Source organism: Aminobacter sp. BA135 (assembly GCF_050859125.1).
Classification (GTDB): Bacteria; Pseudomonadota; Alphaproteobacteria; order Rhizobiales; family Rhizobiaceae; genus Aminobacter; species Aminobacter ciceronei.
On record NZ_CP139572.1, the window covers coordinates 606,779 to 623,995 of the forward strand.

General features: G+C 64.9%; 15 protein-coding genes. 3 read left to right on the top strand and 12 right to left on the bottom strand.

Translation table 11 applies throughout. The features are described from left to right. Positions 1-14 precede the first annotated feature (14 nt). The gene (gene msrA / locus SLT36_RS02915; protein ID WP_432285741.1) at positions 15-749 is read left to right on the top strand and encodes a peptide-methionine (S)-S-oxide reductase MsrA; all 735 of its coding nucleotides are present in this window, start codon (positions 15-17) and stop codon (positions 747-749) included. Between the two features lie 93 nt (positions 750-842). On the opposite strand, the gene SLT36_RS02920 is transcribed toward msrA, so the two are convergent. After that, entirely contained in the window at positions 843-1,544 is a 702-nt protein-coding gene (locus tag SLT36_RS02920) for a phosphoribosyltransferase (protein WP_432285742.1), read from the bottom strand. A gap of 90 nt (positions 1,545-1,634) precedes the next feature. Here SLT36_RS02920 and SLT36_RS02925 point away from each other — a divergent pair, with 90 nt between their 5' ends. Continuing rightward, positions 1,635-2,813, top strand: a complete 1,179-nt coding sequence (locus tag SLT36_RS02925; protein WP_432285743.1) for a M20 aminoacylase family protein — start codon at positions 1,635-1,637, stop codon at positions 2,811-2,813. 388 nt (positions 2,814-3,201) lie between these two features. Here SLT36_RS02925 and SLT36_RS02930 read toward each other — a convergent pair whose 3' ends face one another. After that, positions 3,202-4,125: a nucleoside hydrolase gene (locus tag SLT36_RS02930; RefSeq protein WP_432285744.1), complete on the bottom strand. Its 924-nt coding sequence runs from the start codon at positions 4,123-4,125 to the stop codon at positions 3,202-3,204. 162 nt (positions 4,126-4,287) lie between these two features. On the opposite strand from SLT36_RS02930, the gene SLT36_RS02935 reads away from it, so the two are divergent. Continuing rightward, positions 4,288-6,162, top strand: coding sequence for an adenine deaminase (locus SLT36_RS02935; protein ID WP_432285746.1), 1,875 nt, complete (start codon positions 4,288-4,290; stop codon positions 6,160-6,162). Positions 6,163-6,296: 134 nt separating this feature from the next. Here SLT36_RS02935 and SLT36_RS02940 read toward each other — a convergent pair whose 3' ends face one another. The 10 genes from SLT36_RS02940 to SLT36_RS02985 form a co-directional block, all read right to left on the bottom strand. Further along, entirely contained in the window at positions 6,297-7,694 is a 1,398-nt protein-coding gene (locus tag SLT36_RS02940) for a M20/M25/M40 family metallo-hydrolase (RefSeq protein ID WP_432285748.1), read from the bottom strand. Between the two features lie 42 nt (positions 7,695-7,736). Then, positions 7,737-9,059: an amidohydrolase family protein gene (locus tag SLT36_RS02945; protein WP_432285749.1), complete on the bottom strand. Its 1,323-nt coding sequence runs from the start codon at positions 9,057-9,059 to the stop codon at positions 7,737-7,739. A 14-nt stretch (positions 9,060-9,073) separates the two neighbouring features. After that, the gene (locus SLT36_RS02950; RefSeq protein WP_432285750.1) at positions 9,074-10,135 is read right to left on the bottom strand and encodes an ABC transporter ATP-binding protein; all 1,062 of its coding nucleotides are present in this window, start codon (positions 10,133-10,135) and stop codon (positions 9,074-9,076) included. 6 nt (positions 10,136-10,141) lie between these two features. Next, positions 10,142-10,933: an ABC transporter permease gene (locus SLT36_RS02955; RefSeq protein ID WP_067955560.1), complete on the bottom strand. Its 792-nt coding sequence runs from the start codon at positions 10,931-10,933 to the stop codon at positions 10,142-10,144. Continuing rightward, positions 10,930-11,754 (bottom strand): ABC transporter permease, encoded by an 825-nt coding sequence (locus SLT36_RS02960; RefSeq protein WP_432288229.1) that lies wholly within the window; start codon positions 11,752-11,754, stop codon positions 10,930-10,932. Before SLT36_RS02960 ends, SLT36_RS02955 begins: the two co-directional genes overlap by 4 nt. 194 nt (positions 11,755-11,948) lie before the next feature. Next, complete coding sequence (locus SLT36_RS02965; RefSeq protein WP_432285751.1) at positions 11,949-12,989, bottom strand: ABC transporter substrate-binding protein; 1,041 nt, start codon at positions 12,987-12,989, stop codon at positions 11,949-11,951. Between the two features lie 74 nt (positions 12,990-13,063). Further along, entirely contained in the window at positions 13,064-13,315 is a 252-nt protein-coding gene (locus SLT36_RS02970) for a hypothetical protein (protein WP_432285752.1), read from the bottom strand. 282 nt (positions 13,316-13,597) lie between these two features. Beyond that, positions 13,598-14,395 (bottom strand): M55 family metallopeptidase, encoded by a 798-nt coding sequence (locus tag SLT36_RS02975; RefSeq protein ID WP_432285753.1) that lies wholly within the window; start codon positions 14,393-14,395, stop codon positions 13,598-13,600. A 17-nt stretch (positions 14,396-14,412) separates the two neighbouring features. Continuing rightward, the gene (locus SLT36_RS02980; protein WP_432285754.1) at positions 14,413-15,504 is read right to left on the bottom strand and encodes an aminotransferase class I/II-fold pyridoxal phosphate-dependent enzyme; all 1,092 of its coding nucleotides are present in this window, start codon (positions 15,502-15,504) and stop codon (positions 14,413-14,415) included. 8 nt (positions 15,505-15,512) lie between these two features. Next, positions 15,513-17,189 carry a serine hydrolase domain-containing protein gene (locus tag SLT36_RS02985; RefSeq protein ID WP_432285755.1) on the bottom strand — a complete coding sequence of 559 codons (1,677 nt, stop codon included), beginning with the start codon at positions 17,187-17,189 and terminating at the stop codon, positions 15,513-15,515. Positions 17,190-17,217: the final 28 nt, after the last annotated feature.

Here is a 17,217-nt window from a genome sequence, read left to right on the forward strand (position 1 = left end):
ACTGGAGCAGTTGGATGACTAGGGAATCTTCGACAGCAAGAAAGATCGCGGCCAGGCCGGCATTCTGGCTGTCAGCGGCGGTTGCGGCGATTGGCGCCTGGGCTCTGACGACACCGAGTGCCGCGCAGGAGGGCATCAAGATTCCGGCGCCAGTGCGCGACGCACCGGCGCAAGGCAATTCGGCGGTGGCGGTGCTGGCAGGCGGCTGCTTCTGGGGCGTTCAGGGCGTGTTCCAGCATGTCGAGGGCGTCACGAACGCCGTGTCAGGCTATGCCGGCGGCGACAAGCAGACGGCCCAATACAACGTCGTGGGCAGCGGCTCGACCGGTCATGCAGAGTCGGTCAGGATCACCTTCGACCCGCACAAGATCAGCTACGGCCAAATTCTGCAGGTCTATTTCTCGGTCGCGCATGATCCGACCGAGCTCAATCGCCAGGGACCAGACACCGGCACGCAATACCGGTCGACGATCTTCCCGGCCGATGCCGAACAGGCGAAGGTCGCCAAGGCCTATGTTGCCCAGCTCGACAAGGCCAAGGTCTTTGACGCCGCCATCGCGACGACGATCGAACCGGGTCGTGCCTTTTACAAGGCCGAGGACTATCACCAGGATTTCCTGACCCTGAACCCGACCTATCCCTATATCGTCTACAACGACCTGCCGAAGATCGAGAACCTCAAACGCCTGTTCCCGGATCGCTACCGCAGCGACCCGGTGCTAGTCTCGGAGGCCAAGGCATCCAACTGATGACAACGGGCGTTCCAGCAGACAGCATCTTGGCGCAATGTGCCCGACCGGAATGTCGCAAGCAGGCGACTGGAACAACCGTGTGGGTGAAGCCTAGTCCTGCTTGGGGAACCAGCCGCCACCGGCGCTGCGGCTGAGGCGCGGCGAGGTAATGGCGCCGTGGATATGGGCGATGTAGCTGGCATCGAGCTCGGTGATCGCCCGGCGCCAGACATCGCCCTGCAGCATGCCGAAGACGGCGGCGACCGGCCGGATGTTTGCCTTGGCCAACAGCTTCAGCACCGCCAGCATCGAGGTGCCGGAGCTTATCACATCGTCGACGACCAGCACTCGCCGTCCCTCGAGCAGCGGCAGCATGCGCGGGTCGAGATAAAGCCGCTTGGCGTGCTCCGGACTGGTGATCGAGCTCATCGGCTCGGAAAGGTCCTCGCTGTACCAGAACTTTCGCGACGTCCCGAGCGCCACCATCCTGTCATGCCCGACACGCCGGGCAACGCCATTGGCCAAAGGCAGGCCGAGCGTCGGCACGCCGATGACGACCTCGGGCGCGTAGACCCGGGCATGGGCCGCCATGGCATCCGACAGCGCATCCTCGACGGCGAAGCTCGCCTGGTTGACGATCATCGAGGCCACCGCCCGGCTGCCGTCGCCCGGCAGGACGCGGACGGGCAGCGCGATCTGACGCCCGTCGGGCAGCGATGCCGGATAGAGGTCGCTGTAGCCAGCGGCGGGTGCGGCGTCGAACGTTCCCGCCGGGTACACTGTCTGCCAGAATTGATGCGGAGCGAGTGGCACAACGGGCCTTTCTGTTGCAGAAGGGGACATGCGGCGCCGATGGCCCTGGGCGCCTCAGATTGCCGAACCGGGCCAAACGGAGTTTGCGTGATGACATCGACGGCCGGGCACGACAAGGGCGAAATCGAGATGCTGACGGCGCTGCGCCACGACATCCACGCCCATCCCGAGTTGGGCTTCGAGGAACTACGCACATCAGGAATCGTGCAGAAGATGCTGGCCGAGGCCGGCATCTCGGTGCAGACCGGGCTCGGCAAGACCGGCGTCGTCGGCACGCTGAAGCTCGGTGACGGCTCGCGGCGCATCGCGTTGCGCGCCGACATGGACGCGCTCGCCATGCCCGAGATGGCCGAAGACCGGGCCTACAAGTCGACCGTGTCAGGCAAGATGCACGCCTGCGGCCATGACGGCCATACCGTCATGCTTCTTGGCGCCGCCCGCGAACTCGCCCGTCGCAAGAGCTTTTCCGGCACTGTGCATTTCATCTTCCAGCCGGCCGAGGAAGGTCGTGGCGGCGCCAAGGCGATGATCGAGGACGGTTTCTTCAAGCAGTTTCCGGTCGATGCCGTCTACGGTCTGCACAACATGCCCGGCATCGCCACCGACAGCATGGCGGTTGTTTCAGGGCCGCAGCTCGCCTCGTCCGACCGCTGGACCGTCACCTTCAAGGGCATCGGCACCCATGGCGCCAAGCCGCATCTCGGCCGCGACGCGATGACGGCAGCCGGCCAGTTCCTGACAGCACTCCACACCATCGTCGCACGCCGCGTCGATCCCCTCCAGCCGGCGGTGGTCAGCGCCTGCGCCATGGAAGCCGGCAGCTTCGAGGCGCTCAACGTCATCCCCGATCTGGTCAAGATCGGCGGCACCTCGCGCGCCTATTCGGCCGCCGTGCGCGACCAGCTGGAAAGAGAGATCGGCGCTCTAGCCGAGGGCTCGGCGAAGCTCTACGGCATCGAGGCGGAGTATCGCTACTTCCGCCAGATGCCGCCCGTAGTGAACGACAGGGACGCGACACGCCGCGCGCTGGCTGCGGCCCAGGCGGCCCTGGGTATCGACAAGGTCATAACCGAGTTCCCGCCTTCGACCGCCGGCGACGACTTCGCCATGTTCAGCCAGGAGGTGCCGGGCGCCTATGTCTGGCTCGGCAACGGCCCCGCGGTCGACGGCGCCCTCCACCACAACAGCCGCTACGACTTCAACGACGATGCGCTGGCGAGCGGGGTCAGATTCTGGACGACGCTGGTTGAGCAGGAACTGGCGGCGTAGCTACCCTCACGCCATCGAGCGAGCCTAGCAACTTCGGGGAACCCGTCGGTTCGCCGAGGACTATGGCAGCCAGAGCCCCCTCTCCGTCGCGGCTTCGCCTCGCCACCTCTCCCCCGCTTCGCGGGGCGAGGAACCGGCAACCGCCGGCGATGGCGCCAAAAATAGCGGTCTTTGAAACGCCTGTCAGGAATTAGACGCAAGGGGACTGAAGCGCAGCCTCCCGGAACTTGGGTTCCTCGCCCCCACGGCGTGGGGGAGAGGTGGCACGGCGAAGCCGTGACGGAGAGGGGGCGTGCGCCCGTCGAGGCGAGGCACCAATAAGGGCCTCTCGTAACCCCTGATCCCCCGATGCCTCGTGTTTGTTCCAGCTTCGGGGATAACGCGCGGCCTACTCAGCCTTCAGCCTGCCATAAAGCAGCTTGAGCACCGCAGCGCTCTCGACCTTCAGCGCCACTGAAACCCGAGCCCCCTCATCCGAAACCGTCAGCGCTCCGGCATCCCGCGTCGAACCGGTGTCGACAGCGAGCTTCAGCTTCTCACAACCAAACAGCGTCTCGTCCAGCGCCAGCAACATTACGCAGGGGTCGTGCAGCGGCCGGCTCTCGCCGCCAGTGGTCGACTGGAAATAGGCGTCGATCAGGGCCCCCGAAGCGACGGCTGCCGGCACGTCGGATGCCTGCAGCATGGCGGTATCGTCGCGCGTGGCGCGGACCTTGCGGGTGACGTCGAGCGGGATCAGCGTCATGTCCAGCCCGGCGCCAAAGACGATCTCGGCGGCCTCCGGATCGGCGGCGATGTTGAACTCGGCGCGCGGGCCGATATTGCCCGGCTCGTAGACGGCACCACCCATGGCGATGACGCGGCCGATGCGGCCAGCGGCCTCCGGGTACTCGGTAACGAGGCGAGCGATGTTGGTCAGCGGGCCGAGCGCCAGGATGTCGATGGTGTCGGTTTCCGCAGCATGGAGCGCGTCGCGCAGCCAGGTGACTGCGTCGCCGGCCACGGGCTGTGAAAGCGCATCGGGGAAGGCCACACCGCCGAGGCCGTCATTGCCGTGAATGTCGGCGGTGTCGAAACCCTTGCGCGAAAGCGGCCCGGCGGCACCGGCGATGACAGGCACGTCGACCCGGCCCTCAAGCGCGAGGATGCGGCCGGCATTGCGCGTCGTCGTTGCAATGCCGATGTTGCCGGCGACGGTGGTGATGCCGATGACGTCGAACTCGGCCGACTTCAGCGCCAGCAGGATCGCCACCGCATCGTCGATGCCGGGATCGGTGTCGATGATCACCTTGCGGGTGGGTTTCAGCTGCATGGCGCGACCTTTCATTCCAAATCAAGTCCGACTGGCTTCATATCATCGTATCAGGGGAATCAAGCCGAAATGCTTGTCCCGGCGCCGTTCGATCAAACTGCTATATGCTGGCCCAGCTGAAACCGGTTCCGATTCCGCCCGGCATGCAGTAGAGGCGACGCCATGACCAAGACAGTTCCCCTGCCCGCCGATCTCCTCATCGATCCTGCCGACGAAATCCGGATACGCCAGGACCTTGTTCTCGTTGCCCTCGGCAAGCGCGAGGCCGACCGTCTCGTGCAGTTCGGCCGCGTCCTCGACGTGCACACCGGCACCTGGATGGACGATTGCGAGGTGGCGATCCGCGGCCGCCGCATCGCCTATGTCGGCCCCGCCGGCAGCTTCCCGGGCACGGCGCGCGAGACCATCGACCGCACGCATCTTGCGGCGGTGCCGGGCTTCGGCGAGGTGCACAAGCACATCGAAAGCTCGCACCTGACGCCGGAACATGAGGCAGCCCTTGTCATGCCGCGCGGCAACACCTGGACCTGCGAGGCGAGCCACGAATTTTCCAACGTCAACGGCCCCAACAATCTCGAATTCTGGCTGACGGCGCGCCGTGCCGGCTCGCCGATGAAGATCTTTCCGCTGCCCGGCTCGGCGGTTCCGCCGACGGCTTATGAAGGCGGCGGCGGCCATTTCGGCTATGCCGAGCAGATCGGCTTCCTCGGCGAGAGCACGATGGTCGCCGGCCTCGATGAGGTCATGGACTGGCCGGCCGTCTGGAACCCCGAGAACCCGTCCTATGGCAGGCTCTGGGGCATGATCCAGGCGACCTTCGAAAAGCGCGGCGTGGTCGAGGGCCACGGCGCCGGCCTGCGCGACCTGCCGTCGATCAACGCCTTCGCTGCTGCCGGCCTGTCCTCCGACCACGAGGCGTGGACGCCCGAGGAGGCGTGGGACAAGCTCAGGCGCGGCATCTTTGTCGAGATCCGCCCGCATTCGATGCCCGACATCATCAAGGGCCTGCTCGAACGCGGCCTGCGCGACTGGAGCCAGGTGGCGTTCGCCACCGACGACCGCAGCGCCTCGGACACGCTGAAGATGGGCGCGACCGACCACAATGTCCGCCTCGCCATCGAAAGCGGCCTGTCGCCGGAGATCGCTTACCAATGCGTGTCGATCAACCCGGCGCGGCACATGCGGCTGACACCCTTCGTCGGCTCCATCGCCCCCGGGCGCTTCGCCGACATGGTGCTGCTCGACAAGGCAGCGACCGTGTCGATCGCGGAGGTCTGGGCCGATGGCGAACAGGTGTCCGAGGGCAAGCGTTTCACCGGCCACCTGCCCGCCATCGACTGGCCTGACTGGGCGACGAAGACGGTCAATGTCGGCCGCAAGCTGACCGCCGCAGACTTCGCCGTCGCTGCCGAGCCGGGCTGCGCGACGATGCAGGCGGCACTGCTGCGTCCGTTCCACTGGGACGACAACTTCATCACCACGGAACTTCCGGTGGCCGATGGCGCCGTACAGCGCGACAGCGACCGCAACATAACCAAATTCGCCGTCGTCGACCGCTATTCAGGCAAGGGCCGCGTCGCCAAGATGTTCTGGCTCGGCTGTGGCCCGAAGACGCCTGACACGGCTGTTGGCTGCACGGTGGCGCACGACCAGCACAACATCTGGGTCGTCGGCTCGTCCGATGCCGCCATGGCCGAGGTGGTCAACCGCATCTCGCAGAACCAGGGCGGCTGGGCACTGGTCACATCAGGCAAGGTGGTCGCCGACGTGCATTACGAGGTCGGCGGCCTGATGACCAACCGTCCCGCCGAGGCGCTCGATGCCGAAATGGAAAAGCTCTACGCGGAGGCCAACAAGATCGACTGGCTCTATGAGCCGACCTTCTCGCCACGCTGGTTCCCCGGCTTCCCCGAGCGGCTGCAATTCGCCACGCTGACCTGCGCACCCTGGCGCTGGGTGCTGGTGGCGCCGACGGATGCGGTGCCCGAGGGGTTCGTGAACGTGCAGACGGGTGAGAGCCACAAGGTGGTTTGGTAGGCGAGACTTTGGTGCGCCCTTCGCCATGCCACCTCTCCCCCGCTTTGCGGGGGCGAGGAAAAGCCAATCGCCCGCCGCTCCGGAACTGGTGAAACATCAGCGGGCGAGCCTCGAAGGACGCCCCACCAGCAGCCTCAGCCCTTGTCCTCGGCAAACGCCGCGAGGATGCGGGCCCAGGACCGGATGCCTTTCCGGAAGCTGGAGAGGTCGTATTTCTCGTTCGGGCTGTGGATGCGGTTGTCGAAGCGGGCGAAGCCGATCAGCAGCGAATCCATGCCGAGCTTTTCCTTGAAGGCGGAAACGATCGGGATCGAGCCGCCGCTGCCGGCCACTGCCGCCTCGCGCTCCCACTCCTCGGTCAGCGCGCCGAGCGCCTTGGAGAGAAACGCGCCGTCGATCGGCATGACGGTCGCGGCACTCGCACCGTGGTCGATGAACTCGACCGAACAATCGGCCGGGATGCGGGCGCGGACATGGGCACGGAAGGCATCGCGGATCTTTTCCGGATCCTGGCCGGCGACGAGGCGGAAGGAGATCTTGGACTGCGCTTTGGCCGGTATGACGGTCTTGAAGCCTTCTTCGGTGTAGCCGCCGATGATGCCGTGGATTTCGCAGCTCGGGCGTGCCCAGACCTGTTCGAGCACGGTGCGGCCGTTTTCGCCGGCGGGAATCGAAAGCCCGATATCACCCAGGAAACCCTTGTCGTCGAAAGGCAGGCGCTGCCACTGCGCCTTGATGGCGTCGGGCAGTTCGGTGACGCCGTCGTAGAAACCTTCGACAGCCACGCCGCCGTCTGGCGTGCGCAGGCTGGCGACGATGTCGGACAGCACCTGCAAGGGATTGCGCGCGGCGTTGCCGTAGATGCCCGAATGCAGGTCGCGGTTGGAGCAGGAGATGACGATCTCCTCCTTCAGCACGCCGCGCAGCATGGTGGTCACCGCAGGCGTCTCGGCGTCCCACATGTCGGTGTCGCAGACGAGCACGACATCAGCCTTGAGTTCGGCACCGGTCGTGTCGAGAAAGGGCGGCAGGCTCGGGCTGGAGATCTCTTCCTCGCCCTCGAACAGCACCGACACCTGGATCGGCAGGCTGCCAGCGACGGCCTTCCAGGCGCGGCACGCCTCGACGAAGGTCAAGAGCTGGCCCTTGTCGTCGGAGGCGCCGCGGGCAACGATGTGGGTCTCGCCATCGGGCTGCGGCACGAGCTTCGGCTCGAACGGGTCGGAGTGCCACAGACCACGCGGATCGACGGGCTGGACGTCGTAATGTCCGTAGAACAGCACATGCGGCCCCTGCCCCGTGCGGTCGTGGCCGACGACCATCGGGTGGCGCGCGGTCGGACGCACCGAGGCGTCGAAGCCGAGTTCGCCGAGTTCTTTCGTCAGCCATTCGGCGGCGCGCTTGCAGTCCGGGGCATGCGCCGGATCGGTCGAGACAGATGGAATACGGATCAGGTCGAACAGGCGCGCAAGGCTTGCGTCGATATTGGCGAGCACCTTGTCGAGATGCGTCGAGGCTTCTGATCGGTTCATTGCTTTGTCCTTCCCTGTACGTCCCGGACACTCGTCCGGACCTCAGCCCGCAGCGTCGATGCGGGCCATCTCGGCTTTGAAGCTCTGCGCCACCTGCAGCGCGTCGCGCAGCACCTTCTTGCGTTCGAGGCTCAGTACCTCGCGGCCGCGCATCAGCCAGTCGCCGCCGACCATGACGTCGCACACGTCGGTCGGCAGGGTGGCGAAGACCAGCGTGGAATAGATGTCATAGACCGGCTGCTGACGCGGCGAGGCCAGGCTGACGCGGATGAGATCGGCCTGCTTGCCCGGCTCGAGCGAGCCGACCTTTGCATCCAGGCCCAGCACCTTGGCGCCATCACGGGTCGCCATGCGCACGACGTCGACCGAGGCCATCGGCTTGCGGCTGTGGCCGAGCAATTTCTGGAACATCGACACCGGCGCGAACTGCGAGAACAGGTCGAGCGTGTTGCCGCTCATCGCGCCATCGGTCGAAATCCCGACCGGAATGCCGGCCTTTCGCATCGCCTCGACGGGTGCGATGCCGCGCCCGGCCTTGCCGTTGGAGCGGGCATTGTGGGCGACGCAGACTTTTGCATGCGCCATGCGCTCGATGTCGGTCTCATCGACATGCAGGCAGTGCGCGCAGATCAGGCCACGGCGCAGCAGGCCCGCCTTCTCGACGACCTCGACCGGTCGCATGCCGTGGGTTTTCTCGGCCCACGCCATCTCGGCATCGCTCTCGGCCAGATGCATCTGCACATGTACGTCGGGATGGTCGTCCGCCCAGCGGGCGATGCGCTCCATCGTCGTCATGCCGGTAGAATAGGGCGCATGCGGGGCAATCGACGGGATGACCCTGTCATGTCCGGCGAATTCGGCGACGAGTTGTTCGGTGAGAGCAAAACCTTCGTCGACCGACTTGTGGTCGGGCGGATCGAAGTCGGCGATGGTCTGGCCGAGCACGCCGCGGATGCCGGCATTGGCCACAACCCGCGCGACTTCGGTCTCGAAGTAATACATGTCGGCGACTGTGGTGACGCCACCCTCGATCAGCTCGAGCGCGGCAAGTGCCGTTCCCGCACGCACTGCCTCGGGCCGCACGAACTTGCGTTCCAAGGGCAGGATGTAGCGGTAGAGCCGGTCGTCGACGTCCTCGCCGAGGCCGCGGAACAGCGTCATCGCCATGTGGCAATGCGGGTTGACCATGCCGGGCATGACGACATCGCCGCCGGCGTCAACAATTTCCGCGCCGACAATTGCGGGGGCCTCGCCCACGCCGACAGCCTTGATGACCTCGCCCTCGACATGGACCCAGCCCTTGTCGACGACGGGCATGTCCTCCGTGCAGGGGAGGACGGTGGCGTTGGTGATGAGGATGGACATGGTCGCTCCTCGGGTCACTCCGGTTTCAGCACGCAGCACTGGTCGGGCACCGGCACCAGCTTGGCCCGCGCGCCCGGTTCCAGCGGCGCCGACAGCGAGCCGTTGGCGATCAGTTGGCCGGCAGCAGTGTCAGCCTGGTACTGGTAGGCGCGACCAAGATAGGTGCGCAGGCCAAGCGTTGCGGGAATGCCCTCGGCGTTGGCGTCCGTCGAGACGGCCAGGCCATCCGCGCGTGCGGCCAGCACGAACACGTCTGGGATCGCGCCGAAACGGTCCTGCGACAGCTTGAGCTGCGATCCGTCATCGGTCACGGCCGTCACTTCAGCGCCGTCGCGTGCGGAAACCTTCATCGGCACCAGGTTCTCAAAGCCGACGAAGCGGGCGACAAACGCGTTGGCCGGGCGCTGGTACAGCGTCTCGGGCGTGTCGAACTGCATGATGCGGCCGGCATTCATGATGGCGACGCGGTCGGAGATCGAGAACGCCTCTTCCTGGTCGTGGGTGACATAGACCGAGGTGGTGCCATTGGCGCGCTGCAGCTGGCGGATCTCGACGCGCATGTCGACACGCAGCTTGGCATCGAGGTTGGACAGCGGCTCGTCGAACATCAAAAGTGGCGGCTCGATGACGAGTGCACGCGCAAGCGCCACGCGCTGCTTCTGGCCGCCGGAGAGCGCGCCCGGCAGGCGATCGGCGAGCTGCGACAGGCCGACGCGCTCGAGCATTGCCCTGGCGCGCTTCTCGCGATCACCAGGAGCCACGCCGCGCTGCTTCAATCCGAAGCCGACATTGTCGAGCACCGAGAGATGCGGGAACAGCGCGTAGTTCTGGAACACCAGGCCGATGTCACGCTTGTAGGCCGGCAGCCGGGTCAGGTCCTTGTCGCCAAGGCGGATCGAGCCGGAGGTCGGCTCGAGGAAGCCGGCGATGAGGCGCAGCGTCGTCGTCTTGCCGCAGCCCGAGGCGCCGAGCAGCGAGACGAGCTCGCCTTTGCCGACCGAGAGCGACAGGTCCTCCAGCACCTTGGTGGCGCCGTAGTGGGCGGTGAGATTCTGGACTGTAAGTGCCTGGGTCATATGGGTCTACTTCGCAAGGAAGGTGAGGCCGAGCGTGCGCTCGACGATGGCCATGACTGCCACGGTCAGCAGCATCAGCAGCACCGACACCGACGCGATCGTCGGATCGAAGAACTGCTCGACATGGGCGAGGATCTGGATCGGCAGCGTCGAGACGCCTGGTCCGGTGAGGAACAGCGACGTCGACACGTCGTTGATCGAGGTGATGAAAGCCAGGATGAAGGCCGCGATCACGCCAGAGCGGACGTTGGGCAAAACGATGGTGAAGAAGGTCTTCACCGGCGGGCTGCCGAGGCTGACGGCGGCTTCCTCGATCGAGAAATCGAACGAGGCGAGGCTCGCCGAAACGACGCGCACGCAATAGGGCAGCACCAAGAGCATGTGGCCGACGAGCAGCGTCAGGAAGATCGGCGTCTGCATGCCCACCGCCACCGATTTCAGCAACGAGAAGCCGAGCACGATCTCGGGCACCAGGATCGGCAGCACAAAGACGGTCGACAGCCAGGACGGCAGCTTGATGCGGTAGCGGTTGAGCGCATAGGCCGCCGGAATGCCGATCAACAGCGCCAATCCCGTCGCCAGGAAAGCGAGCTCCAGGCTGGTGATGATGGTGCGCTTGAAGGCGCTGATCTCGAAGATGTTCTCGAACCAGCGCAAAGTCAGGCCTTGCGGCGGGAAGGTCAGATAGGTGGTGTCGCTGACCGAGGCGCCAAGCACGATGATCAGCGGCCCCATCAGGAAGATGTAGACCAGGACGGTGAACAGGATGAGCAGGGGATTGATACGGCTGGTCATCATGTCGCCATCGGGTTGAGACGCCGCGCAACGCGGCTCATGGCAAGAACGACGGCGACAGTGATCACCACCATGATTGCCGCGATTGTGGAAGCGCCGACCCAGTCGAACGACACCATGGCACGCTGGTACATCAGCGTGCCCATCACCATCTGGCGCTCGCCGCCGAGCAGCTGGGGCGTGGCGTAGGCAGTGAACGAGCCGGTGAAGACGAGAACGGCGCCGACGATCAGACCGGGCACGGCGAGCGGCAGGATGACCTGCCGGAAGGTCGCCGCCGGCGTGGCGCCAAGCGACGACGAGGCCTGGACGACGTCGTCGGGGATGTTCTCCAGCACGCCAACAAGCGTCAGGATCATCAGCGGCACGAAAAGATAGACCATCGCAACGATGACCGACCCTTGCGTGTAGAGCATTGACAGCGGCTCTGAGATCGCGCCGATGCCGACCAGGAAATTGTTCAGGATGCCATTCTTGCCGAGGATGATCAGCCAGGCGAAGGAGCGTACGACGACACCGGTCAGCAGCGGGAAGACGGCTGCGATGATCAACAGGCTTTTCAGCTTGCCCGGCGACTTCGACACGACATAGGCGGTGAGGAAGCCGACGACGAGCGAGATGGCTGTGGTCGCTAGCGAAATCTCGATGGTGCGCCAGAGCACAGTGCGGCGGAAGCCGCTGTTGAAGAAGGCGAAGTAAGGCGCAAAGATGCCGCCGTCCTCGCCGAAGGTCGTGGCGATGGTGGCGGCCACCGGCAGTATCAGGAACACCAATACGGCCAGCGTAGCCGGCCCTGCGAGCCACCATCCGGCAAAGCGTTTCAGCATGAAATCTCTTCCAGTTTCCACGGACAGATGGCGTCCGGGAGATCTTGTTGCGGCGTGCTACCCCTCATCGGGCGGCCGCGAAAGGCGCAGAATGCCGCAAGGGCTGTGACAGCGGCACGAAACCCTCCGGGGCGTTGCCCCCGGCACACAGTGGCGGGCGGGAAAGCCATGCCTTCCCGCCCTGAAAGCAATTACATGCCGAACACTTCATTCCAGCGGTCGACCCATTCGGTCTTGGCCGTGTTCATCTTCTCGTAGTCGACCTGCTTCAGCGAGGCGATCATGTCGGCGCCGTAGGTCCACAGCTTGGCCTGCTCGGGCGTCAACTCGACGGCCTTGACGACGGGCGCATCGACGCCGTTCTCGGCGGTCTTCTGCTGCACTTCCTTCGACAGCACGAAGTTGATGAACTCATGCGCCAGCTCGACATTGGCAGCGCCCTTCGGGATGTTGATGGTGTTCAGCGTTGCGATCGCGCCATCAGAGAGATTGGCCCATGCAGCGGTGGGCACGGCGGCCTGGATCTGGGCGAGCGTGAAGTCCTGCGCGACAGCCGCCGAGATTTCACCGGTTGAGAACAGGTTCACCAGCTCGGAGCCGGTGGTGTAGTTCTTGACGACGTTCGGCTTCAGCGCCTCGACAGCCTTGAAGGCGGCGTCGGCATCGGCAAAGGCGTCGACGCCGGCGTGGGTGCCGGCCACCATGACGGCCATCGGGCCGGCGGTGGTGGTGATACCGGGCAGCGACAGCGAGGCCTTGAAGTCCTCCTTCCAGAGGTCGTTCCACGAGGTGATCGGCGCCTTGACCTTGGCGCTGTCGTAGATCACGCCGACGCGGCCGATGGTGTAGGCTGGGCCGAATTCGCCCTGCGGTGCCTTGGCAAGATCATAGAGACCTTCAAGGTTCGGCACCTTGGACTTGTCGATCGGCTGGAACAGGCCTTCCTTGATGCCGATCTGCGAGTAGGCATCAGTGAAGTAGGCGACGTCGACGCCCTCGCCATTGCGGATGTTGATCTTGTTGAGACGGTCGGCGTTGTTGCCCGTCTCGAACACGATCTCGCAACCGCATTTCTCCTTGAACGGCTTGACGATGTACTCGTCAAGCTTGTCGCCGTTGAAGCCCCACCAGGAGATGGTGAGGGTCTTGCCCTGGGCGAACGCCGGCGCAGCGACGAGGGTCGTCGCGAGGCCGGCAACGCCAGCCGCGAGGAGGGTGTGAAATCGTGTCATGGAAAGCCTCTGTTGTTTGACGCCCTGGCACCTGGGGGCGCACGGAGGGACAATTCAGCCTATTTTCGTGACAGCTAAGGTGCAACTCCAAATATTGTGCAACGCACATCAAAATCTGCTGCATCCTGAGGCGGATAGGCGCTTTTCTGGCGTTGCCGACCATGTTCGGTGGTCAAGTCAACGTTGCCGCGGGCGACAGCATCCTCGCCCCGGATTTTCGTGATCTTGAATTCATCGTCGTCGTCGACGTTACTGGCTGGAAGGAGCTGTTCGACAGAGTCGCCCGTCGCGATCCCCGCATCCCTGGCGATCCATCCGATCAACATCAGCACTGCCGCCGTGATGTTGACCGCCGACTGTGCGTGGACGATCCTGTTACATCGTCCGTTTCATTGGACCATCGCCCTTCGCGCGCTCACGACGCCGAAGACCGGCGCCGGCTCCGCAAGAGCATCGTTGCCCGCATGCTCGCCAATCCTCCGGACGGAGCGTCGGACAAGCTCGCGCTTAATGCGCGATGCTTGCCTCTCGCCCCGGGCCGAACAGCGGAGGCCGCGGTGAAGCGACTGGCGCGCCCGTTCAGGCGCCGCCGGCCACAAGCGTTTCCGCTACACGATGAAGCGAATGGCGCGCTGGATCTCGAAGAAATCCCTGGCGCGGAAGCGCAATGTGCGCGGCGCCGGATGCTCGACGCCGGGATACCAGCTGGCGCGATAGGCTTCGTGCGGGTTGGTGTATTCGACCACCAGCTCGAAGCTGTCGGCGAGTTTCGGCAGACAGGATTTGAGGTCGCGCGACAGCGCTTCCTCGACGCCGGCGTGGATCGCAGCGACCGAGGCTTTTGGGGTCAGCGATCTTGTGGCCGGGCCAAAGCCCTCGCTCGTCGCAACCGTGCCGATGCGCGGCACCAGAAGCTTGGCTTCCGCGCACATGCCGGCATCGCCTGACAGGAACACCGACGGCACCCCATAACGCGCCGCACACAGCGCATTGAGCGTGTATTCGGATGCCACCTCGCCATTGATCAGCAGCCGCGATACGGTGCCGGTCAGCGTATGCGCCAGCGGATTGGTGTCGGTGCCAGCCTTGTTGTGGTAGCCGGTGTAAAGCGCCGCCGAAAAGCTGTCGTCGATGCCGAACATCATCATGTCAGGGTGACCGCTCCAATCCCTGACGATCGTGACATAGGCCGGCAGCTTCGACAGGATCAGGTTGCGCCCGGTGGAATGCGCGTCCTTGACCAGCACTTCCTTCGCGCCGGCAGCCTTGGCGCCCTCGCAGGCCGCCACCAGTTCGTCGGTCATGTATTCGCGAAATTCTTCGTAGGCGGCATGTCCCTTTCGGGCCTCGTCCCACACGGTGATGCCGGCGGTGCCTTCGATGTCGGCGCTGATGAACACCTTCATGATCGTAATCCTCGGTTCTAGAGAAGCTCAGCCATCGACCGCAGCAGCCGGTCGATCTGGTCGGGGGAATGCTCGGAAAACACCGCTAGCCGCATGCTCGGCACATCTGACGCGTCGGAATAGCCGCCCGGCTGCTGGACCCTGACGATGATGTCGCGCTCGGCAAGACGATCGCGCAGGAGTTCGAGGTCGGTGACGCCCTTAATGGTGACGATCGGCACCGGCGTGTCGGCGACCTCGAAGCCGAGGCCGCGCAGGCCGCTGCGCATGTGGCTGACATTGCGGGAGAGCCTGGCACGCCTGTCCGTCGTCTGCAGGATCCGCAACGAAGCGGCGGCAGCAGCAGCCAGCCCGGGTGGCGCGGGTGAGGCGCCGCGCATGATCATCGCGTTGCGGGTGATCTTCTCGGCCAAGGCCGCATCGCTGGGAACGACGCCGCCAAGCGCACCAAAGGCCTTGCTCATCGTGCCGGCGAGGAAGTTGCCCGCACCCTCCAGCCCGGCATGCTGCAGCGAGCCACGCCCGCTTTCGCCGAGCACGCCGACACCGTGGGAATCGTCGATGCACAGCAACGCGCCGTCGTAAGGTGCCATCGCCTGCCTGAAGTCGTTGAGCGGCGCCAACCGACCGGAGGACGGAAATACCCCGTCAGTCAGCACGGCCGGCCTCTGCCCGACCCCGACATGCAACGCCAGCTGCGCTGCCAGGTCATTGGCATCGCCATGGCGGAACTCATGCACCGGCTTGCCCAGCGTCGGGATCGCGTCGCGGGTGCTGTAGTGGGCCGCCGCGTCGATGAAGATGAGGTCGAAATCCTCACGCAGCCCCTGCAGCAGCACCATCGGGCTGGTGTAGCCTGAGATCATGTAGACGACCTCCTCGGTGCCGAACCACTGGCGCAGCCGCTCCTGTAAATCGGCATAGACCTGCATGTGAGCCAGCGTGCCCGGCCCCATGCCATACTGCCTGGTGGCAGCGCAGGCCGCCTCGATCACCTCGGGGTGGCCGTGCAGGCAGAAATAGGAGGTGCCGCAGTAATAGTCGACCTCGCGCCCGCCGATGACCATGCGGGAGCCGATCGGCGATTCCATCTTGAAAGGTGCGGTCATGCTCCTGCTCAGGCCGCCTCCGCCCGGGACAAGGGGCGCCGTTCGAGGAACATCGGCCCGACGCGGATGCCACGCCTGCCGTTGTCGTCGACGGCGTCAAGCTCCAGGATCTCATCCTCATAGAGCTTGCCATGCATGCGGAAGCGCCCCTCGCCAACCGGCTCGCAGCTGTGGGTGCAGAAATACTCGATCAGGCATTTCAGCCCGCCATGGCTGTAGCTGAGATAGGTGATGTTGAAGTCCGGGCCGTATTCGCCGAGATGCGGCTCGATCTCCTCCGGCACCGTCTCGTCGACGGGCGCTTCGATGCGCGTCCAGCTCGCGTCCTTCCACATCAGCTTGCCCGGTTCGGGAAAGGACAGGTTCATGTGCGCATAGCCGGCGCCACGGCCATAGATACGGCCGTCGATGACAAAATCCTTGCCGGATACTGGCCGGATCTGCAGCGGCACGCCGTCACCCATCAGATAGAGCTTGCCGTCCTTCGCCTTGACCTCGACGACCTCCTGCGTGGCGTCGTCGCTATAGTAGCCGGGCAGGGTCCTGAACTGCTCCTCGGCGATGACGGGCGGTCGCTGCAGGCGCTGCAACGGCTTGCCCATCTTGCGCTCTGCAAGGGCTATGCGCAGACCATCGACGCCGAGGCGTGAGGCGATCTGGTTGGCGAAATCGAGCGTCGCGAACATCAGCACGCCGATGCCGGCACCGGGCAGGATCAGCATGTGCGAGGCATAGCCATAGACCGCCCCGCCATGGCCGACCGACTCCCAGCCGTCGACCTCGCCGGCACCGTAGCACAGGCCATATCCGGCCATCGACTTGTCAAGGCTGTCGGGGCGCTTGCCGAACGGCGTCCACATCTCGCGCAGCGAGGCCGGGGAGATGATCGACGTGCCCTCGGCATTGAAGCCGCCGCGCAACAGGCACTGGACGTAACGCGCCATGTCGCCGGTCGTGGAGAAGATGTTGCCTGCCGGCGAGCCGCCGAGGCTGAACACCGGCGCCGGCGTGTCGCCGTCCAGGGTCCACATGTCGGCGGGCGCGAGGCGTTCGCGGATACCCGGCGCCATGCCGCAGGACGACTGGTTCATGCCGAGCGGCTTCATGATGTTTTCTGAGACATAGTCGGAATAGCTCTGGCCGGTCACCACCTCGATGACCCGCCCGACCACGGCGATACCGGCATTCGAATAATGCATGATGCCGATGCTCGGATCCTGCTTCAGCGTCGAGCTGGCGAGCTCATTGACCGTATCCTCGAGCGGCGGCCGGGTGGCGTCGAGATAGTGGCCGCTCTTCGGCTCGCGCACCAGACCGGAGGTGTGCGTCATCAGCTTGCGCAGGCTGATCACCGAACCATGCGGACCACCCTCGGCGCCGGCGAACGGGTTGATCGGATGGAAGCCGGGCAGGTAGGTCGAGACGTCGACATCGATGTCGACGAGCCCCTTCTCCACCAGCTGCATCATCGCCAGGGAGGTGAAGGTCTTGGTGATCGAACCGATGCGGAAGCAGGTGTCTTCGCGCATGTCGAAATGACGGTCACTACGCTGGATGTGCCCCTCGGCCAGCACGCCGTCGCGGTCGACGAGCGCATATGAGATCGACGGGATCGCCTTGTCCTCGACCTCGTAGCGGATCAGGTCCTCGAACAGCTCGATCGATGCGGCGGACAGGGAAGGCATGGCAAACGCTCCTTGAGCTGAAAAGATG

Bases quoted from the DNA above. Each gene is read 5' to 3' on its own strand.
- msrA (WP_432285741.1), top strand. From the start codon at position 15: ATGACTAGGGAATCTTCGACAGCAAGAAAGATCGCGGCCAGGCCGGCA.
- SLT36_RS02925 (WP_432285743.1), top strand. From the start codon at position 1,635: ATGACATCGACGGCCGGGCACGACAAGGGCGAAATCGAGATGCTGACG.
- SLT36_RS02930 (WP_432285744.1), bottom strand. From the start codon at position 4,125: ATGCAGCTGAAACCCACCCGCAAGGTGATCATCGACACCGATCCCGGC.
- SLT36_RS02935 (WP_432285746.1), top strand. From the start codon at position 4,288: ATGACCAAGACAGTTCCCCTGCCCGCCGATCTCCTCATCGATCCTGCC.
- SLT36_RS02940 (WP_432285748.1), bottom strand. From the start codon at position 7,694: ATGAACCGATCAGAAGCCTCGACGCATCTCGACAAGGTGCTCGCCAAT.
- SLT36_RS02945 (WP_432285749.1), bottom strand. From the start codon at position 9,059: ATGTCCATCCTCATCACCAACGCCACCGTCCTCCCCTGCACGGAGGAC.
- SLT36_RS02950 (WP_432285750.1), bottom strand. From the start codon at position 10,135: ATGACCCAGGCACTTACAGTCCAGAATCTCACCGCCCACTACGGCGCC.
- SLT36_RS02955 (WP_067955560.1), bottom strand. From the start codon at position 10,933: ATGATGACCAGCCGTATCAATCCCCTGCTCATCCTGTTCACCGTCCTG.
- SLT36_RS02965 (WP_432285751.1), bottom strand. From the start codon at position 12,989: ATGACACGATTTCACACCCTCCTCGCGGCTGGCGTTGCCGGCCTCGCG.
- SLT36_RS02970 (WP_432285752.1), bottom strand. From the start codon at position 13,315: ATGTTGATCGGATGGATCGCCAGGGATGCGGGGATCGCGACGGGCGAC.
- SLT36_RS02975 (WP_432285753.1), bottom strand. From the start codon at position 14,395: ATGAAGGTGTTCATCAGCGCCGACATCGAAGGCACCGCCGGCATCACC.
- SLT36_RS02980 (WP_432285754.1), bottom strand. From the start codon at position 15,504: ATGACCGCACCTTTCAAGATGGAATCGCCGATCGGCTCCCGCATGGTC.
- SLT36_RS02985 (WP_432285755.1), bottom strand. From the start codon at position 17,189: ATGCCTTCCCTGTCCGCCGCATCGATCGAGCTGTTCGAGGACCTGATC.